The following is a 17,179-nucleotide window of genomic DNA, read 5'->3' as shown; positions in this document are numbered from 1 at the left end:
CAGGCCCCTGATTTGGTGTTGGTAGCACCGGCAGGGGCCGTTCTGCGTCTTGTCTTGTGTTCCGCTTCGTGACCTGCGGAGGGGCCTGCGGAGTGTTCTGCGTTGTGTCCTGCATTCGGAACGCTAGAGCGTCACCACCGTATGTGGCAAGTCGGTCACGAAAAGTCAACTCGCCGCTCGGGTGGGGTGGGTGGAAGGTGTCCCACCTCCCCATCCTTGGAAAGAGCGCTCGGACTTCGCGGCTTGAGCTCCGGGGGTGACCAGGGGGTGATCCGTACTCCGTCGGGGGCGCGCGAATGAGGGGAGTGCGCTGTCCGTGATGCGTGAGCGCCCCCTGCTGTTGAGGTGGAGAGGCGGGCCGCGGGGCCAGGGGGCGTGCGGTCGGACGCGGGTGCTTGTGATCTTGACCCTGCGGGCCGTCGGCCCGCCTTCCCGTTTCCGCTCTCCTGCACTTCTCGGAGGATCCCCGTGCGTATCCGTTCGATCCTTTCTCTCGCCGTGTCCGCCGTCGCGGCCATGGCGCTCGCCACCCCCGCCCAGGCCGCCGACGACGGTTCCTACTTCATCCGTGACGTGCGCGGCGGCGCGTGTCTCGCGGGCGGCGAAGGCCCGCTCGGGGGTCACGTCGAGCCGTGCAACCCCGGCACCGTGTGGGAGATCCAGAACCAGGGCAACGGCCTGGCCCGGATCGTCGAGGCGCGGGGCGAAGGCCGATGCCTGGCGCTTTCGCCGGTCCGGATCTACCCGCCGGCGGTGTGGGTGGACCGGTGCGGCAACCAGCCCGACCAGTGGTCGATCCAGGACACGGGCGACGGCGAGCCCGCCGTCATCGCCCTCGGCCGGGGCGATCTGGGCTACCTGACCACGCAGGGCGACCGTGCGGTCCTGCTCCCCGAGGCCCGCCCCCAGTGGATCCTGCAGCGGCTCGGCTAGTCCGCCGCACATTCCGTGACCGGGCCCGGGGCTTGAGCTCCGGGCCCGGTCACGTCTCCGTGGGGGCGCATTGGTGACCACGCTCCGGAACCACTCGATGCGGTGAACGTAACGGAGAGTGATGGATTTGCTGTGCGAGGTGCGGCTACGTTCTGTAATCGCGGGCTGTCGTGTGGTGGTCCGGTGGGAGGCGAACGGGAGGCGCAATGCGGAAGTCGCAGTCAGTGGCGAGTGCGGTGCTCGCGGCCGGGTTGTTCTTCGGCGGGGCGGGGGCCGCAATGGCTGCCGGGTGGCAGAAGATCACGGGCCTGCACAGCGCGGGCGTAGAGCTCTCCGGGGCGAAATACCGCTTCAATCCTGCGGGCCGGAATCACGGAGGATTCGAATGGCAGGGCGACCTCGTGGACACCGAGGCGGGCGATGGCCACAACGTGTACGCCCAGGTGCGTGTCGAGGGGTACGGCTGGAATCGCTTCAACGGTAAGCAGAAGAAGACAGTTCATCTCCACAAGACCGTCTTCGACGGTGCGGCCCAGTACACCGGCCAGGCCTTCATCCGCGCATGCCGTGACCGCGGTTCGCTCCGTCCGGACAACTGCTCACCGACCAAGCACTACACGAGCAAGAAGAAGTAGCTACTGCCAGGAGCCGGGCGGAAGCGCCTGGATCCGCTCTCCCGAGGGGGTTCAGATCAACCAGGTCAGTGGTTCGGAGATTCTGTCGGCCGAGGGCGTCGACCTCGCCTACGGCAGCACGTTGGCGGTCAGAGATGCTCGGCTCTCTGTCAGTCGCGGTGAGGTCGTGGCGATCCCGAAGTGCCCCGGCCCGGCGTGGTGTTCGTCTCGCCTCGATTGCAGGAAGTCTTGGACCGGGAGCCAGGTCTGAGCGGTCTGCTGCCGGGAAAGGTGCACGGTCTGATCGGCCCCGAAGGCCTCGGGCATCCGAACGAGCTTTTCGCATACATCGGGCTGCGCTCCGATCAGCTTCCGGAAGGAACGAGCGTCGCCGGGTTCGGGAAGAGATACGTCAACAGCCCGGCCGTCGAGCCGTCGACTCTCGACATCCTCCGCTTCACCCTGGCCGGCGTGGTTCTGCTGCCCCTGGCCGTCTTCCTCTCCGTGTGTGCCCGGCTTTCCGCGGCCACAAGGCTCCGTCGTCTCGCGGCGCTGCGGTTGCTCGGTCTGAGCATCAAGGGCGTTCAGCGGGTGAACGCCGCTGAGACGGTGGTTGCCGCCCTGTTCGGGGCGGCACTCGGGCTCGCCGAGTACGGGGCCGTGAACCAGCTTGTAGCCCGCGTCGGGCTGCCCGGCCTGAAGTGGTACGTGGACGACGGCGCCCTCACGGCCACCACGATGGCCGTGTGCCTCATCGGCTGCCCGGCGCTGGCGTGGTTCGTGGGGAGGACCGGGGCAGGCAGGACAGCAGAGAATCCATTGGCTACGCGGCGCAGCGCGGTGGCGAAACCGCCCCGGGCCTGGGGTGCGCTGCTGCTGTTCGCAGGCATGGGGATCGTTGTCGGGTACTGCGTTCTCGGTGTCCTGGACCGGCCGCCGCGCGACACGACGGTGTCCGCTCTGTTGGTACCCGTCGCCGTTGTCCTGGTCGGCGGCGGCCTGGTGTTGACGCTTCCGATCCTCAGTCACCGGCTCTCACGGCGAGTGGCGGCCGTTACCGGTTCCTTGTCACTCGGGCTCGCGATGCGCCGGAACGAGGTGGAGCCGGGCAGCGCGCTCAGGGTCGCTTCCGGGCTGGTGCTGCTGGTCTTCGCCGCCTCTCTCGCCCAAGGCGTGCTGGTCGAGTTGAACCAGGTGTCCCGTCCGAACACCGTTCAGCAGGACTACCGCATCCTGCTGGATGGCATCGGCGCAGTCGACGAGAAGGCTCTGACACGCCTGCCCGGTGTGAAGGGAAGCGTTACTGAGCTGCGGTCCTGGTTCGACCCGAACCTGGATGAGCCTCCGCCGGAGATTTCCGCCACGGTGGCCACCTGCGCACAGCTCTCCGAGGCGGTGATCGATACCGCGGGGTGTGTGGACGGAAGGGTCATGCGGCTCACGCGGGTCGGTCTACCGCCCGAGGCGAACCGGCCCGGCGAGGTGTACCCCTTCCGGTTCCGGCAGGGCTCACGGCAGAGGTCCGTGGCCTTCACCGTTCCGCGTCAGGAGGTCCACTTCCACGCCCATGCGCTGTCAGCCGTGGACTCGGACATCTTGGTGCCCCCGTCGATGTTGCCCAAAGGCGCTCGGCCGGACAGTTCCACACTCGTTCTGACCAGCAGTCCGGACCCGGCGGTCGTGCGTGAGGTGCTCGATGGCATCGGAGGGATCGCGCCCACTGCCACGGTCGATCTGGTGGGTACGAACGTCGAGGGCATGCAGCAGATCGCGGTCGTCAAGGCGTTGCTCGGGGCCGGGATGGTGTTGGGGCTGGTGATCGGCGTTGCCGCCTACCTGGTGTCCGTGACCGACCGGGCCGTCGAACGCAGAGCCCAGGTCACCGCGCTCACCCTGCTCGGCGCCCGCCCCCGGACGCTGCGTGCGGTCCAGTGCGCCCAGGTGGTGCTCCCGCTGGCGGTGGGGCTGCTGCTTGCGCTGGTGACCGGGAAGCTCACCGAGTCCAGCTATCTGATCACCGGTGGCGGTGCGGTTTTCTGGGACGGAGAGGGCATTCCGTTGCTGCTGCTCTCGGCGTTGGGCGTGGTGGTGGTCGCGGCGGTCGGGGCGTTGCCGTTGGTGGGGCGCCGGGTGAACCCCGAGCTGATCCGGCGGGACTGATCCGCGGTGAGGGGCCCGGACTCCTGGGCCGGGATGTTTCCGGTCCTCCTGGCGGTCTTCGACGCCGTCCGACCGTGCTGTGCCGCTCTGCCGGTCACCGGCGGTCGGCAGGGGTGGTTCGAAGGCCCGTGCCGCGGTCCACCTCCTCGAACAGTGCCGCCGCTCGCCCGGCGGTGCCCAAGGCCCGGTGCCCGGTGCTGAACAGCCCCAGGGCCGCGATGCCGACGCCCAGCCCGAGCACCATCCACCACACACCGTGCTCCGCGCCGACGAACGCCGCCCCGCCGTCGGTCAACGCCGGTCCCGCGATCGTTCCGGAGACGGCGACGCCCAGAGTGGTGCCGGTCTGCCGGCCGGCGGAGGCCAGCGAGGTGGCCACCCCGGCCATCGAGCGGGGCATTCCGGAGACCGCGGTGTTGGTGATCGGCGGGTTCACGGTGCTCAGGAAGACGCCGAACAGCAGGTAGACCGCGAGCACGGCCGGCAACGGGGTGTCCGGTGTGAGCCGGAGCGATGCGCCGCCGCCCAGCGCCAGCGCACACCCGGCGACCACCAGCGGCATTCTGGGGCCGCGCTCACCGACCAGCCGGCCGGTGAACGGCGAGACCACAACGACCAGCGCCCCGACCGGGAGCAGGCACAGTCCGGCCGCGAGCGCCGACATGCCACGCACGTTCTGCAGGTACTGGGTGGTCATGAAGAGGAAGGCGCTGAACCCGCACAGGGCGAAGAGCGCCATCAGGATCGCCGAGCCGAACGGCACGCTGCGGAACAGGCGCAGCTCCAACAGCGGGTCGACGCGGCGCGATTCGTAGCGGAGGAGGGCCGGCCCGCCGAGGAAGGAGACGGCGAGCAGGCCGAGGACGAACGGCGAGGTCCAGCCCGATCCCCGGGACTCGGTGATCGCGAGGACGACGCCACCCAGGACGAGGATCACCAGGATCTGGCCGACCGGGTCGAACCGGCGTACCCGGGGGGCCCGGGACTCGGGCACGTACAACGCGGTGCACACGATCGCGGCGGCCACGATCGGCACGTTGACCCAGAAGACGGAGTGCCAGCCGAAGCCGTCGACCAGGGCGCCGCCGAAGATCGGCCCCAGTACCAGCGACAGGCCGGTCATCGAGCCGAACACACCGATGGCCCTGGCCCGCGAAGCCGGTTCGGGAAACGTGGTGGCGACTATCGCCATCGCCACCGGATTCAGCATCGTGCCGCCGACGGCCTGCAGCGCACGCGCCGCGATCAGCCAGCCGATGCTCGGCGCCAGGCCGCACAGCAGCGAGCCGAGCCCGAAGGCGACAAGGCCGGCCTGGAAGACGCGCCGACGGCCGAACCGGTCCGCGGCGGACCCGGCCGCCACCAGGAAGCCGGCCAGCACCAGGGTGTACGCGTCGACCGTCCACTGCAGGCCGGACACCGAGGCCCGCAGGTCGCGGTGGATCGACGGCAGGGCGACGTTGACGACGGAAATGTCCATCACCACGACGATCACGCTCGCGCAGCAGATCGCGAGAACCAGGAGCCGACGGCGTGGACTGAGTACGGGCACGGATTCGGGCATGCCCGGGACGCTAGATTTGAGAGCGTGGTCGAAGTCAACCAGCAACTTCCCGAACCCGTACCCGAGTCGGGGCTGAGCATCGCCGAGGCTGCCCGCCGTACCGGAGTGAGCGCACACACCCTGCGCTACTACGAACGCGCCGGCCTGGTCGTCTACCCCGTCGGCCGAACCCATGGCGGCCGACGCCGCTACCGCGAGTTCGACCTGCAGTGGATCCACATCTGCACCAGGCTCCGGGCGACCGGCATGCCCATCAAGGGAATCCGGCGCTACGCCGAACTCGTCGCGGCGGGCCGAGGCAACGAGGACCAGCGGCTGGACCTGCTCGAATCGCACCAGGACCAGGTGCTGGCCAGGATCGCCGAGCTCCAGGAGAACCTGAAACTCATCGCCCACAAGGTCGACATCTACCGGGGCCGGCTCGCCGCCGGTGACGCCGACCGTCTGTGGGCACCCGCCCACACCCCGGCCGATCGCTGAGCACCCGCAACCCACCGGGCCCGGGGCCCGTACTTCGGGCCCGGGGCTCGAACTCCGGGCCCGAGAGCTGAGCTCCGGGCCGGGGCCTGAGCTCCCAGGTCGTGGGGCTGAGCCCCGGGCCCGGGGCCTGAGCTCCGGGCCCGGCCGGTCCGGTCAGTCGCGGCGGGGGCCGATGACGGTGTTCCCGTCGTGGACGGTGATCGCCAGGGCCGGGCAGATGTCGGCGGCGTCCAGGACCCGTTCGTCCGGCTCGATGCCCTCGGAGCGGGCACGGGCGTGCTCGCCGTCCAGGGCGAACACCTCGGGGACGGTCCCGGCGCACATGCCCGAACCCTGGCAGAGCCGGTGGTCGACGCGTACGTTCCAGGCCATGGCGGTCACCACTCCACCGGCATCACGCGCGGGCCGCGTACCAGCATCTCGGACTTCCAGGTCACGTCACCGGCCAGCCGCAGGTCCGGGAAGCGGGTGATGAGGGCGGCCATTGCCTCCTGGAGCTCCAGCCGGGCCAGTGGGGCGCCCAGACAGTGGTGGACGCCGTGGCCGAATCCGAGGTGCTGGTTGCCCTCGCGGGCGATGTCGAGGACGCCGGGGGCGGAGAACCGCAGTGCGTCGCGGTTGGCGGCGCCGACGGCGACCAGGACCGGGCTGCCGGCCCGGACGAGGGTCCCGCCGACCTCGATGTCCTCGGTGGCGTAACGGGGTTGACCGGCGCCGCTGCCCAGGGGCACGAAACGCAGCAGCTCCTCCACCGCGTTCGGGACGAGCTCCGGCTCGGCCCGGAGCCTGGCGAGCTGGTCCGGGTGGTCGAGCAGGGTGAGGACGAAGTTGGGGATCTGCGAGGCGGTGGTCTCGTGGCCCGCGACCAGGATGCCCACGCACAGATCGACGAGTTCGAGCTCGGAGAGCCGGTCGCCGCCGTCCCGGGCCTCGATGAGTGCGGTCATCAGGTCGTCCTGCGGTGCGTGGCGGTGCTGGTCGATCAACCCGGCCATGTAGGCGCGCAGTTCGTCGCGGCTCGCGTCGAACTCCTCGGCGGTGAGGGAGCTGGTCGACAGTGCGTCGTCGCTCCATACCCGGAAGCGCGGCCGGTCCTCGGTGGGCACGCCCAGCATCCGGCAGATCACGGCGACCGGCAGCGGCAGCGCGAACAGGTCGACCAGGTCGGCGGGCGGCCCCGCCGTCTCCATCCCGTCGAGGAGGCCGGCGGTCAGCTCCCGGACCTGGGGGCGCAGCTTCTCGACCTGGCGGACGGTGAACGCCTTGGCGACCAGCGAGCGCAGCCGGGTGTGGTCCGGCGGATCCATGCCGAGGATGCCCCCGTCGCGCTGCCCCTCGGACTGCCGGGGCTCGTCGTGCGAGGCCGCGGCGGCCCGGCTGAAGTGCTGGTCGCCCAGGACGAGCCGGGCGTCGGTGTAGCGGGTGACGAGCCAGGCCGGTTCGCCGTACGGCAGCTGGACCCGTAAGAGCCCCGGCCGTTCGCGTACCTGCTCGTAGGCGTCGGCGAGCTGGAGTCCGTCGGGGGTGTTGAAGGGGTAGGCGAGGGGTGCGATGTCTGCGGTCGTCACTGCGGCCTCCCGGATGTAAGCAGCTGCTTACAACGGTAGGAGTGGCCTTCGTGGGGAGTCAACGACGCTTTACGGCCGTTATCCTGACGGGCCGTTCGAGAGGAATGCCGCCATGGAGTCCGCTTCCGCCCCGCAGTCCGAAGAGCGCCGCCGGGACGCCGCGGCCACTCGCCGCCGGTTGCTGGAGGCGGCCCGGGACCTGTTCGCGGAGCGGGGTTACGAGGGGACCACGGTCCGGGTCATCGCGGCGCGAGCCGGTGTCAACCAGGCCCTGCTGTTCAGGTACTTCGGCTCGAAACGGGGTTTGCTCACGGAAGTCGTCGCGCTCGGCGGCCTGGAGCAGGTGCGGACGACGCCGCCGGAGCAGCTGTTCGAGACAGCCCTGCGTTCGATGCTGACCCGGAGCGCGGAGGGCCCGGAGGACCGTTCCTTGGAGGTCTATCTGCGGTCGGTCGGGCGGGGCGACGAGGCGGCCGGAACCTTGCGGGAGCTGGGCGAGGCGTACCAGAGCGCGCTGGCCGGGCTGTCCGGAGCCCCGGACGGTGCGCTGCGCGCGGATCTTGCCATGGCCTGGCTGCTGGGAATCGGCCTGATGCGGACGGTCGTCGCCCGGGAGCCCCTGGCCGGGGCCGACCCGGACGAGGTCTGCCGCCTTGTGCTCGGCACGCTCGGCCATCTCTGGTCAGCCCCGCAGTAGGAGGGCGCCCGGGGGAGGCGAGGCTTTGGTGCTACGGCGTCGTCCGACCGGCCCGGGGCGTGAGCAGGTTGCGGTCGGCGAAGTCCAGGTAGCGGTCCCAGTCGTACGGGGTGATGTCATGGGCGCCGGATCGCAGGTGGTAGCCGATGCGGCCACCGGTGAGCGGGGTGTCCGGGGCCGGGAAGCCGGGCTCGGCGACATCCTCGGTGCGTGGCTCGGGCGCGTGCGGGCCGGGCGTGTGTGGCTCGGACGCGCGCGGGCCGGACGCCGTTTGTGGCTCGGACACATGGGGCTCGGACGCGTGGGGCTCGGACGCGTCCGGGCCGGGCGCCGTTTGTGGCTCGGAGTCGCGCAGTCCGGTCTCGACCAGGAACCGGTACACCTGTCCGGCGTGACGGGCCGCGAGGAATTCGCCGCGCGGGCCGGCCCACGGGTCCTCCGTCGCACCGGCCACGTGCAGCGGGCGTGGTGCGATCAGGGCCAGCAGCATGTGCTGGTCGACCGGCAGTTCGGCCTCGGCACCGTTGGAACGCCGGTGGTTGACGCTGGACCAGTGCGGGAAGCGGGTACTGACGGCCGTGATCCGCTCGCCGAACGTCCGCCTGGCCAGCGCCGCGCCGCCGCAACCGGAGTTGTTGCTGACGACCATCGCGAACCGGGGGGCGTCTCCGAGTGGTCCAGGGCACGGGAGAGGCCCCAGGCCCAGGCGCCCAAGGCGCCCCAGGTGTGGGACGTGCGCCGTCCGTCGCCCTGCCCGCCGCCCTCGGCCGGGAACAGCCGGTGGGCGCCGTTGCCCCGGACCAGAGGATCGGGCAACTCGTAGGACGGGACCAGGGCTTCGTCGACCATCGGCTGTTCCACACGCACTCCCGCGATCGGGGCCGCTGAGTGGCGGCCAGGTTCCAGGCCGTACGTCGCACGTCCGGGGCCGGGGCCGGGGCCGGGGCGTCGGGCCCGGGACTTGAGCCCCGGGCCCGGCGCAGAGGTCGTCGTGCCTCAGCGGGGCTCGCGCCTCAGCGGTTGTCCTGCTACCGGCGGTTGTCCTGCTCCAGGCAGTTGTCCTGATCCCAGCGGTTGTTGCGCCTCGGTGGTTACCGGGCCTCAGCGGTTGTTGCGCTCGAAGACGGCGAAGGCCGCCTCCTGGCGCCACTCGGTCGCCGCCTTCGGGTTGCCGGCGAGGTAGCGGGCGCAGCGCGTGCTCGGGTGGTCGGTGCCCGGCCGGTTGCCCTGGCAGGCGGGGACCAGACGGTAGCCGGTGGGGGCGGAGCCGGTGGCCCACAGGCTGCGGCCGTCGCGGAACGCGTACTCCAGCGAGGCACGGGCCAGGTCCTTCAGCTCGGTGTAGCTGAGCCCGTACGTCTTGGCCGCGTACTGGTACTCGTGGCTGATGTCGATCCGGGAGACGCCCGGGTCGTCGGTGGCCAGCACGATCGGGACGCCGTAGCGGCGGTAGGCGTTGAACGGGTGGTCGTCGCCCGCGATGCCGAGGATCTGCTTGTTGCTGGAGAACGGCACCTCGACGGCCACATTGCGCCGCGCCATCGTGCGGGCCAGCTGCCGCCAGTCGTCCTCGTGGACCAGGTCCACACCGTGACCGATGCGCTCGGCGCCGGCGACGAGTACGGCCTCGCGGATGTGGAAGGTCAGGTCCTCGGGCTTGACCAGACCGGGGGCCAGCTCACCGGCGTGCAGGGTGAGGTGGGAGTCCGGGTACTGGCCGCGCAGGTACTTCAGCATCCGCATCTGGAGGCTGTAGTTGGCCAGCGCGCTCTCGCCGTCCTCCGGCTGTACGAGGTTGACCGCGAGGAACCTCGGGTCGCGCTCGGCCAGCCGCATGCCGACCGCCATCTGTGTGAACACCCGTACCGGGGAACTGCCCCGGGACACCTGGGAGATCCACCTGACGGGGAGCTTGCAGCCCGGGTCGGGGCGGTGCGTGTCGCAGTGGGCGGCCGCCCGGAACTGTACGTCGGTGTCGTCGGCCTCCTTGACCGCCTCGTCCACCACCCGGTCGAGCTGGCCACCGGCCACGAGCTTGCGGTGCAGAGCGGCGAAATCGGCGTCGTAACCCACCTTGTCGGCGAGCGCCCTGCTGGCGTCCGAAGCGGGGGTGACCAGGGTCTCCAGGTAGAACTGGTTCTGCTCGACCACGGTGTTGGCCACATTCGCGAGCATCTTGCCGCGGGTGTACCAGGTGGCCATGCCGAACTTGCCGAACGTGTCGAAGAAGTGGTCGTGCCCGGACTGGTCGGCCGGGAAGTCCTGCATGGACCAGGCCCGGATGATCCGCTGCCGGAACGCGGCGTCGTGCTTCGCGTCGGCCGCCGGCCGCGTGCCCGGCCCGCACGGCGGCGCCACGGCGGTGTCCGTCGCGTCGATGCACAGCCCGCCCTCGGCGGCGAGCTGGATCAGGTACTCGGTGGTGACCGCACCCGACAGGTGGTTGTGCAGGTCACCCCCCTTGGGCAGGGCCTTGAAGAACGCCTTCAGCCGCTCCGGCCGGCCCTGCAACGAGGCGAGGCGCGCGGAGGTCCTGGCCTCGGCCGGGGTCGTGGGGCGGTGCAGCGCCTGCGCTGCGGGCCGCGGCGACGGGTCCTTCGCGGTGGAGGCGGCGGCGGCCGGGATCGCCGGGAGCAGAGTCAGTACGGCGAGCGCGCCGAACCCGGCCGTGCGCAGTGACTTGGGACGGTTGGCCGTCCGGAATGTTGAGATCACCGCCGAATGATTGCGTCCGGCGGGCCCGTTCCTCTCCCAAACCGTATATATGGCCTGAAACGTCTACACGATCGAGTGGAAGCCCTTCCTTGCCGGCCTCGCCGCAGAGGGTCACGGCATGCGGATTGTGCCGAGCGGTCGGCCCGGCGGGGTCGCGATGTTCGCCGGACTTCTGAGCGTTGTCAGTGCGGGGTGTTATCTGTTTTCCATGAATGTTGATCAGGCCGACCCGGCGGAACTGGCCCTGCTCCGAGACGTGTTCAAGAGCGGGGCCGCCCCGCGCGGCTGGGATGCGGTATGGGCCTTCGAGGCCCAGCACGGCATCGTGCTGCCGGAGCCGTACCGCACATGCGTGGCGGAGATATCGGACGGCTGCGAGCAGGGGCCGCCGGACTTCGGCCTCATACCGCTCGCCGAACTGCCTCGCGACTGGGGCGACGGCCGCGACGAACGACAGCTCGCCCTGCCGTTCCCGCTCACCAAGGCGTGGATCTGGGACACGGACGAGGACCTGGACCCGGATGAAGGCGTTCCCGGCTCCATCTTCGATCATGGCTCGATCGTGCTCGGCACCGATGGGTGTGGCATGTACTGGCACCTGATCGTCACCGGCCCGCAGCGCGGGCACGTCTGGTGGATCAGTGGCGAGGGGGCCTACCCCTTCTCCGGGGACGGATCTTCCGGGGACGGATCCGGTTTCGCCGCCTGGGTGAAGCACTGGGCCGACGGCAAATCCTGGTAGCGAAACCGGTTGTCGGACGTCCTACGCGTTCTTGAGGTCCGCTACGAACGACGTCCAGGCGGCGGTGCGGAACATGAGCGTCGGGCCGTCGGTCACCTTGGAGTCGCGGACGGGGACGATGCCGGGGTGGCCGTCGGCGACTTCGAGGCAGTTGCCGCCATCGCCGCCGCTGTACGTGGACTTTCGCCAGGTCGCGACTTCGAGGCAGTCGCCGCCGCTGCCCCCGCTGTAGGAGGACTTGTGCCAAGTCGCGGCGGAAAGGTCGTAGTCAGAACTGCTGATCTTCATGAGCGTAATCCTCCGCCACCGACTCGATCAGGGCTAGGGACGCCTGGGGTGACAATGCGCTGGCCACCACCAGATCGTAGGTCAGTTCGTAGTGTCTGACGGTCGCCGGATCGTCGTGCAACGTCCCTGAACCGAGGCTCTGGAGGTACGCGAGTGGCGGCGCGTCCCGGAAGGACATCAGCTTGAGCTGGCCTTCCATGGCCATGTGGGCACCCGCGTTGAACGGCAGCACCTGCACGATGATCCGGTGTTCGCGGGCGAGCTTCAGGATGTGGCGGAGCGCCTCTGCCATCACCGCCGGACCGCCGACCACTCGGCGTAGCACCGTCTCGTCGAGAACTGCCCAGAACATGGGCGTTGTTGGGTCGGCGAGAACCCGCGCCCGCTCCAGCCGTGCCGCGACCAGGTCGTCGATGACGTCCTCCGGAGCCGTCGGTTGGTAGGCACGGATCACTGCGCGGGCGTACGCCTCTGTCTGCAACAGCCCGGGGATCAGCTGCGGCGCGTACTCCCTGATCGTCTCCGCGAGAGCCTCCGCGTCGGCCGCCTCCGCGAAGTGATCCGGGTACTTCGACTTCTTCAGGGCGGCGCAGTTGCGGACGAAGAACCCGTCCGCCTTCAGGACCTCGTCCAGCTTCTGGGCCTGGTCCAACTGCATCCGGCGTGTACCGGACTCCAGTTGTCCGATGAACGATCCGCTCACGAACAGCGGCTGGCCCAGCTCGTCCTGCGATAAGCCCGCGCCCTCCCGCCGATGGCGGAGTTCCGCGCCGAGCAAGGCGCGTGGCGAGGAGGACGGATCGAGCTTCTTGGGCCCCGGCATGACAACTCCCTGTGACACATGTGCGGTTGTTGGTTATGCGCCTCTTCCAGGTTAGCGACGCGTTGGACACGCTGGGTATGCATTGTCATTACTCAGAGTGGAAAGGTATGGATCATGACGATCAAGGAACGGCGCGTGGCGGCGGAGGGCAGAGTGCGGGCAGCGGAGGATGCGGTGGCGCGGTTGAAGGAGGGTTTCTCGGGTGTCGGGATCACGATGCCGTCGCTGCGGATCGACCCGGTGTCGTGTGCGGGGAGCGACCCGGTGTCGCCGCTGGTCGACCTCGGCCGGTGCAATCTCGACACGGTGCTGCGGTTGAGCGTGGTGCTGGAGGCGCAGGGGCTGGCCGGCCATGAAAGGTGAAGGGCTCGAGTCGTGTGCGCCGGAGCCGGGTTCGTTCGCGGTGGACACCCGGGACGGGCGGGTGGGGCGCGTGATGGGGCGCGTCGGACCGTACGTACAACTGCGGGCGCCGGGCGGAGGGGCGGAGTGGGACTGCCCGCCGGAGTCGGTGCGCCCGGCGCCGCTGCGGGAGGTGTTGCGGGCCCGGGTAAGGGAGGTCAACAGGGAGGGGAGGCTGCCGTGAAGGCGTCGTTGCGCCGGGTGTGACTCGGCTTTGGATACACGGAAGGGCGACACCCGGGCCGGGTGCCGCCTTTCGATCGGGCCGATGAGGTCCGGTCGACGCCGGCTGCGGAGCAGGGCCTCCGGGCGAGGCCGGGCAGGCAGGCGCCGTCTGCCTCGTCGAGACGCTCCCGGGCCGGTGGAGCGCAGTCAGGAAAATTTCAGGGAGCCCCTGCCAACGTGCCGTTCCATGACAACCGACATGACGGACACCTGCGCGCCCGGCGGGCGCTCCCGGGCGCGGCACGCGCTGAACAAGGTCCCGGAGGTGACCCTCTACTTCTGGGTGATCAAGGTGCTGTGCACCACCGTGGGTGAGACCGCGGCCGATCTGCTCAACGACAACCTGGGCATGGGGCTGACCAACACCTCGTACCTGATGAGTGCGCTGCTGGTCGTCACCCTTGTCTTCCAGTTCCGGGCGCGCTCCTACGTACCGGGGCTGTACTGGCTGTCCGTGGTCCTGATCAGCGTGGTCGGCACGCTGATCAGCGACAACCTCACCGACAACCTCGGCGTTCCGCTCCAGACCACGACCGTGGTGTTCGCGGTGGCGCTCGCCGTCACGTTCTTCGCCTGGTACGCGAGCGAGCGGACGCTGTCGATCCACTCGATCCGGACGACGCGGCGCGAGGCGTTCTACTGGCTGGCGATCCTGTTCACGTTCGCCCTGGGCACGTCCGCCGGCGACCTGACGGCGGAGAAACTGAACCTGGGGTACTGGTTCTCCGCACTCGTGTTCGCGGCGCTGATCGGGGCCGTCGCTCTCGCTCACCGCACGCTCGACTTCAACGCGGTGTGGTCGTTCTGGATCGCGTACGTCCTGACCCGGCCGCTCGGCGCTTCACTGGGGGACTACCTGTCGCAGCCCACCGCGGACGGTGGTCTCGGACTGGGCACGGTCGGCACCAGCATCCTGTTCCTCCTCGTCATCCTCGGTCTCGTCGTCTTTCTGACCCGGACCCGGCGCGATGTGGCGGAGGACGACCCCCTGGAGGCGGCTGGCGCGCGGGGAGTCATCCCGCAGGAAGGGTGACGGCGAAGCGTGCGCCGGGGGCGGTGGCGTCCAGCGTGATGTCGCCGCCCGCGGCCCTGGCCAGCCGGCGGGCCAGGGCCAGACCGAGTCCCGCGCCGTCGTGTCCGTCCTCGGGGCGGGCACGACGGCCGGGTTCGAAGAGCGAGTCGACGAAGTCCGGCGGGACGCCGGGGCCATCGTCGGACACGTACAGCGTGATCTCGCCCGCGCCCGGTGCGCAGGCGAGGGTGACCGACTGGTTCGCGTAGCGGCGGGCGTTGTCCAGCAGCGGCGTCAGGATGCGTTCGGCGACGTCCTCCGAGACGCCGATGGTCACGTCCTGCGCGCCGTCCGCACCGACGGTCACCGGTGGGGCTTCGGGGAACTGGGCCGCGCAGCGCTGCGCCAGGCGGTGCGCGATGTCGGGGAAGCGGGAGCGGCCGGGGGTCAGCGCGTTGCGGGTACGGACCTCCGAGAGCAGCGAGTCGCAGATCTGCTGCATGGTCGCCGCGGCGCCCGCGATGGCCGCCAGGGAGGTCTCCTGCTGTTCGGTGGTGCGCGGCCGTCCGGTGAGCCACTCGGTTTCGGCGGTGATCCTGGCGAGCGGGGTGCGCAGCTCGTGGGACAGCTCGGCGGCCTGCTGCTGCTCGTGGCGCAGGACCGCGGCCAGCCGGTCCAGCAGTGCGTCCAGGCTGGTGGCGAACGTGGCGAGTTCGGCGGGCCTGCCCTCGGCGCCGAACCGTTCCGGGGCACCCGCGGCGCTCCACTGGGTGGCCTGCTCGCTCATCGCGGTCACGGGGCGCAGGGCCCGCCGTACGACGAGGCGGGTCAGGAGATAGATGGTGGCGAGCAGGAGCACGGCCAGGGCGATCGAGCCGATCAGGGCGGTGTCCGCAGTGCTGCGGTAGGGGTCGAGGCTCACGGAGCTGACGACGGTACCGGCCCGGACGGGCGGGTGCCCCTTCCGGGCGGGGGTGTCGACGGGGAAGGCGTACAGCCGCCACGAGCCGGGGCCCCCGGTGTCGGCGAAGGTCTCGCCCCGGCCGGCGAGCCGGGCCGCTTGCGCCTCCAGGCCAGCGGGTGCGCTGGGGGGCTTCTCGATGACCGTGCCGCCCTGGAAGATCCAGACGCCGGCGTCCAGGGCCTGGTCCTCGGCCGGTTCCCGGACGACGAGCCGGCCGTCCCGGCGTACGTCCACGGTCGCCGCCACGGCCTCGGCGCGGGTGCGCAGGACATCGTCGGCCTGGCCGTGCAGCCGCTTGTCGAGGGCGAGGTTGAAGACGGTGGTCAGGACACCGATCCACAGCGCGCCGGTGGCGAGGGCCATCAGGGCGAGGCGGCCGCGGAGGGTCCGAGGGGTGAAGTGGCGGTTCATCGGCTCATCGGTTCGTCGGGGCTTCGGCTCATCGGACCTCAGTCGAAGCGGTAGCCGACGCCCCGGACCGTGGCGATGCCCCGGGGGCTGTCCGACTCCCGGAGCTTGCGGCGCAGGCGAGCCAGGTACTGGTCCAGGGTGTTGTCGCTGACCTGCGCCCCTTCCGGCCATCCCGCCCGCAGCAGCGTCCGGCGACGCACCACGGAGCCGGGGTCCGCCATCAGGCACGCCAGCAGGCGGAACTCGGTCGGGGTCAGGGCCACGGGGCGGCCGTGGACCGTCAGCTCGTGCCGTACCGGGTTCAGCCGCAGCGCGCCCGCACTGTCGGCGAGGGTGCTGCCGCGGTGCCCGGCACGGTTCAGGACCGCGCGGACGCGGGCCGCGAGCTCGCTGAGGTGGAACGGCTTGACCAGGTAGTCGTCGCCCCCGGAGGCGAAGCCGGAGAGCCGGTCCGTGAGATTGCCGTGGGCCGTCAGGAAGATCACCGGAACGGTGAACCCCGCACCGCGCATCGCCTGGCACACATCCCGTCCGTCCGAGTCCGGGAGCCCCACATCGAGCACGACCGCATGCACCGACGCGTCGACCGCCTTCAGAGCGGTGGCGCCGTCGGCGGCGGTCACGACGTCGAAGTCCTCGTCGCGCAGGCCACGGGCCAGGACGTCGCGCAGGCCGTGGTTGTCCTCGACGACAAGAATGCGTGCTGGGGTCACCCGGCCAGTATTGCGCGGTCCGCGTCGGTCACCCCGGTGCGTGCTCGCCCTGCTCGGCGCGTTCAGGTTCTGTTCAGGCGGCGGGCGGCACCATCGGGGTGTGGCCGGGGCGGAGCGGTATGTGCGGACCGACCGGCGGCGCCCGGTCGCGGTAGCGTGACCGAGTGGCGCGCATCGTGGTCATCGAGGACGACCCGGCGATCGGCAGTCGGCTGGTCGCGGCCCTCCGGGTGCTGGGCCACGACAGCCGGTGGTGCCCCGACGGGGCGAGCGCCCTGGCGGACGTCGAGCGGCTCCCCGCCGATCTCCTCCTCATCGATCTCGGGCTTCCGGACATCGACGGTTTCGAACTCTGCCGCAGACTCCGTGGGCGGGCGCCGGACGCGGTGCTGGTCGTGCTGACCGCCCGTACCGGGGAGATGGACGTCATCCAGGCTCTGGAGTGCGGCGCCGACGACTATCTGACCAAGCCGTTCCGGCTCGCCGAGCTCCAGGCGCGGGTCACCGCCCACCTGCGGCGCGCCGCACCCCCCACGAACGGCGGTGCGCCCTCGATCCGGGTGGGAGCGCTGGTCATCGACCGGTCGGCACGGCGCTGTACCGCCCCGGACGGCGAGGTGGAGCTCAGACCTCGCGAATTCGACCTGCTGGTGCGGCTCGCGGTCCACCCGGGACAGGCGGTGAGCAGGGAGGATCTGATGAGCGACGTGTGGGACGAGAACTGGTTCGGCCCCACCAAGACCCTCGATGTCCATGTGGCCGCACTGCGCCGCAAGCTCGGCGACCTGGTGCGCATCACGACGCTGCGCCAGTTCGGCTACCGGCTGGAAGACCCCACCGGGCCCGCGATCTGAGCCCGGTCACGAGA

General features: G+C 70.5%; 19 protein-coding genes. 10 read left to right on the top strand and 9 right to left on the bottom strand.

Annotated elements, in window-relative coordinates; all coding sequences use genetic code 11:
- Nucleotides 1-468 precede the first annotated feature (468 nt).
- From ABZ622_RS03500 to ABZ622_RS03490, 3 genes are all read left to right on the top strand, one after another.
- The gene (locus ABZ622_RS03500; RefSeq protein WP_360539885.1) at nucleotides 469-933 is read left to right on the top strand and encodes a hypothetical protein; all 465 of its coding nucleotides are present in this window, start codon (nucleotides 469-471) and stop codon (nucleotides 931-933) included.
- 206 nt (nucleotides 934-1,139) lie between these two features.
- Nucleotides 1,140-1,568, top strand: a complete 429-nt coding sequence (locus tag ABZ622_RS03495) for a hypothetical protein (protein ID WP_360539883.1) — start codon at nucleotides 1,140-1,142, stop codon at nucleotides 1,566-1,568.
- Between the two features lie 228 nt (nucleotides 1,569-1,796).
- The gene (locus tag ABZ622_RS03490; protein WP_360539881.1) at nucleotides 1,797-3,707 is read left to right on the top strand and encodes an ABC transporter permease; all 1,911 of its coding nucleotides are present in this window, start codon (nucleotides 1,797-1,799) and stop codon (nucleotides 3,705-3,707) included.
- A 94-nt stretch (nucleotides 3,708-3,801) separates the two neighbouring features.
- Here the strand turns inward: ABZ622_RS03490 and ABZ622_RS03485 are convergent, their stop codons facing one another.
- Nucleotides 3,802-5,271 carry an MFS transporter gene (locus ABZ622_RS03485; protein WP_360539879.1) on the bottom strand — a complete coding sequence of 490 codons (1,470 nt, stop codon included), beginning with the start codon at nucleotides 5,269-5,271 and terminating at the stop codon, nucleotides 3,802-3,804.
- Nucleotides 5,272-5,295: 24 nt separating this feature from the next.
- Here ABZ622_RS03485 and ABZ622_RS03480 point away from each other — a divergent pair, with 24 nt between their 5' ends.
- Nucleotides 5,296-5,751 (top strand): MerR family transcriptional regulator, encoded by a 456-nt coding sequence (locus tag ABZ622_RS03480; protein ID WP_360539877.1) that lies wholly within the window; start codon nucleotides 5,296-5,298, stop codon nucleotides 5,749-5,751.
- A gap of 153 nt (nucleotides 5,752-5,904) precedes the next feature.
- Here the strand turns inward: ABZ622_RS03480 and ABZ622_RS03475 are convergent, their stop codons facing one another.
- A complete protein-coding gene (locus tag ABZ622_RS03475; protein WP_360539875.1) occupies nucleotides 5,905-6,123 on the bottom strand; it encodes a ferredoxin in 219 nt (72 codons plus the stop codon).
- A 5-nt stretch (nucleotides 6,124-6,128) separates the two neighbouring features.
- Entirely contained in the window at nucleotides 6,129-7,319 is a 1,191-nt protein-coding gene (locus ABZ622_RS03470; RefSeq protein WP_360539873.1) for a cytochrome P450, read from the bottom strand.
- Nucleotides 7,320-7,431: 112 nt separating this feature from the next.
- On the opposite strand from ABZ622_RS03470, the gene ABZ622_RS03465 reads away from it, so the two are divergent.
- A complete protein-coding gene (locus ABZ622_RS03465; RefSeq protein WP_360539871.1) occupies nucleotides 7,432-8,016 on the top strand; it encodes a TetR family transcriptional regulator in 585 nt (194 codons plus the stop codon).
- 31 nt (nucleotides 8,017-8,047) lie between these two features.
- Here ABZ622_RS03465 and ABZ622_RS03460 read toward each other — a convergent pair whose 3' ends face one another.
- Both ABZ622_RS03460 and ABZ622_RS03455 read right to left on the bottom strand, forming a co-directional pair.
- On the bottom strand, nucleotides 8,048-8,665 hold the full coding sequence (locus ABZ622_RS03460) for a hypothetical protein (protein WP_360539869.1): 618 nt from the start codon (nucleotides 8,663-8,665) through the stop codon (nucleotides 8,048-8,050).
- A gap of 452 nt (nucleotides 8,666-9,117) precedes the next feature.
- Nucleotides 9,118-10,731 carry an adenosine deaminase gene (locus tag ABZ622_RS03455; RefSeq protein ID WP_360539867.1) on the bottom strand — a complete coding sequence of 538 codons (1,614 nt, stop codon included), beginning with the start codon at nucleotides 10,729-10,731 and terminating at the stop codon, nucleotides 9,118-9,120.
- Between the two features lie 208 nt (nucleotides 10,732-10,939).
- Between ABZ622_RS03455 and ABZ622_RS03450 the strand changes: the two genes are divergently transcribed.
- Nucleotides 10,940-11,473 carry an SMI1/KNR4 family protein gene (locus ABZ622_RS03450; protein WP_360539865.1) on the top strand — a complete coding sequence of 178 codons (534 nt, stop codon included), beginning with the start codon at nucleotides 10,940-10,942 and terminating at the stop codon, nucleotides 11,471-11,473.
- A 21-nt stretch (nucleotides 11,474-11,494) separates the two neighbouring features.
- Here the strand turns inward: ABZ622_RS03450 and ABZ622_RS03445 are convergent, their stop codons facing one another.
- Both ABZ622_RS03445 and ABZ622_RS03440 read right to left on the bottom strand, forming a co-directional pair.
- Complete coding sequence (locus ABZ622_RS03445; RefSeq protein WP_360539863.1) at nucleotides 11,495-11,761, bottom strand: DUF397 domain-containing protein; 267 nt, start codon at nucleotides 11,759-11,761, stop codon at nucleotides 11,495-11,497.
- Nucleotides 11,742-12,584, bottom strand: coding sequence for a helix-turn-helix transcriptional regulator (locus ABZ622_RS03440; RefSeq protein ID WP_360539861.1), 843 nt, complete (start codon nucleotides 12,582-12,584; stop codon nucleotides 11,742-11,744). The genes ABZ622_RS03445 and ABZ622_RS03440 overlap by 20 nt, the downstream gene beginning before the upstream one ends.
- A 114-nt stretch (nucleotides 12,585-12,698) precedes the next feature.
- On the opposite strand from ABZ622_RS03440, the gene ABZ622_RS03435 reads away from it, so the two are divergent.
- The 3 genes from ABZ622_RS03435 to ABZ622_RS03425 all read left to right on the top strand — a co-directional run bounded on the left by ABZ622_RS03435 (nucleotide 12,699) and on the right by ABZ622_RS03425 (nucleotide 14,244).
- Entirely contained in the window at nucleotides 12,699-12,947 is a 249-nt protein-coding gene (locus ABZ622_RS03435; RefSeq protein WP_360539859.1) for a hypothetical protein, read from the top strand.
- A complete protein-coding gene (locus ABZ622_RS03430) occupies nucleotides 12,937-13,170 on the top strand; it encodes a hypothetical protein (RefSeq protein ID WP_360539857.1) in 234 nt (77 codons plus the stop codon). Before ABZ622_RS03435 ends, ABZ622_RS03430 begins: the two co-directional genes overlap by 11 nt.
- Nucleotides 13,171-13,398: 228 nt before the next feature.
- Nucleotides 13,399-14,244: a hypothetical protein gene (locus tag ABZ622_RS03425; RefSeq protein ID WP_360539855.1), complete on the top strand. Its 846-nt coding sequence runs from the start codon at nucleotides 13,399-13,401 to the stop codon at nucleotides 14,242-14,244.
- Here ABZ622_RS03425 and ABZ622_RS03420 read toward each other — a convergent pair.
- Both ABZ622_RS03420 and ABZ622_RS03415 read right to left on the bottom strand, forming a co-directional pair.
- Nucleotides 14,225-15,598, bottom strand: a complete 1,374-nt coding sequence (locus ABZ622_RS03420; RefSeq protein ID WP_360539853.1) for an ATP-binding protein — start codon at nucleotides 15,596-15,598, stop codon at nucleotides 14,225-14,227. The genes ABZ622_RS03425 and ABZ622_RS03420 overlap by 20 nt on opposite strands.
- A gap of 38 nt (nucleotides 15,599-15,636) precedes the next feature.
- Complete coding sequence (locus tag ABZ622_RS03415) at nucleotides 15,637-16,311, bottom strand: response regulator transcription factor (protein WP_360539851.1); 675 nt, start codon at nucleotides 16,309-16,311, stop codon at nucleotides 15,637-15,639.
- Between the two features lie 164 nt (nucleotides 16,312-16,475).
- Here ABZ622_RS03415 and ABZ622_RS03410 point away from each other — a divergent pair, with 164 nt between their 5' ends.
- Nucleotides 16,476-17,165, top strand: a complete 690-nt coding sequence (locus ABZ622_RS03410; RefSeq protein ID WP_360539849.1) for a response regulator transcription factor — start codon at nucleotides 16,476-16,478, stop codon at nucleotides 17,163-17,165.
- Nucleotides 17,166-17,179 lie beyond the last annotated feature (14 nt).

The organism is Streptomyces sp. NPDC007164, from assembly GCF_040634135.1.
Taxonomy (GTDB): Bacteria; Actinomycetota; Actinomycetes; order Streptomycetales; family Streptomycetaceae; genus Streptomyces; species Streptomyces sanglieri.
Note: the sequence above shows the minus strand (reverse complement) of the source record. Positions and strands in the feature narration are given on the sequence as shown.

Excerpts from the sequence above, each read along its gene's own strand:
- ABZ622_RS03495 (WP_360539883.1), top strand. The coding sequence starts at position 1,140 with ATGCGGAAGTCGCAGTCAGTGGCGAGTGCGGTGCTCGCGGCCGGGTTG.
- ABZ622_RS03485 (WP_360539879.1), bottom strand. The coding sequence starts at position 5,271 with ATGCCCGAATCCGTGCCCGTACTCAGTCCACGCCGTCGGCTCCTGGTT.
- ABZ622_RS03475 (WP_360539875.1), bottom strand. The coding sequence starts at position 6,123 with ATGGCCTGGAACGTACGCGTCGACCACCGGCTCTGCCAGGGTTCGGGC.
- ABZ622_RS03465 (WP_360539871.1), top strand. The coding sequence starts at position 7,432 with ATGGAGTCCGCTTCCGCCCCGCAGTCCGAAGAGCGCCGCCGGGACGCC.
- ABZ622_RS03460 (WP_360539869.1), bottom strand. The coding sequence starts at position 8,665 with ATGGTCGTCAGCAACAACTCCGGTTGCGGCGGCGCGGCGCTGGCCAGG.
- ABZ622_RS03450 (WP_360539865.1), top strand. The coding sequence starts at position 10,940 with ATGAATGTTGATCAGGCCGACCCGGCGGAACTGGCCCTGCTCCGAGAC.
- ABZ622_RS03445 (WP_360539863.1), bottom strand. The coding sequence starts at position 11,761 with ATGAAGATCAGCAGTTCTGACTACGACCTTTCCGCCGCGACTTGGCAC.
- ABZ622_RS03440 (WP_360539861.1), bottom strand. The coding sequence starts at position 12,584 with ATGCCGGGGCCCAAGAAGCTCGATCCGTCCTCCTCGCCACGCGCCTTG.
- ABZ622_RS03435 (WP_360539859.1), top strand. The coding sequence starts at position 12,699 with ATGACGATCAAGGAACGGCGCGTGGCGGCGGAGGGCAGAGTGCGGGCA.
- ABZ622_RS03430 (WP_360539857.1), top strand. The coding sequence starts at position 12,937 with ATGAAAGGTGAAGGGCTCGAGTCGTGTGCGCCGGAGCCGGGTTCGTTC.
- ABZ622_RS03425 (WP_360539855.1), top strand. The coding sequence starts at position 13,399 with ATGACAACCGACATGACGGACACCTGCGCGCCCGGCGGGCGCTCCCGG.
- ABZ622_RS03420 (WP_360539853.1), bottom strand. The coding sequence starts at position 15,598 with ATGAACCGCCACTTCACCCCTCGGACCCTCCGCGGCCGCCTCGCCCTG.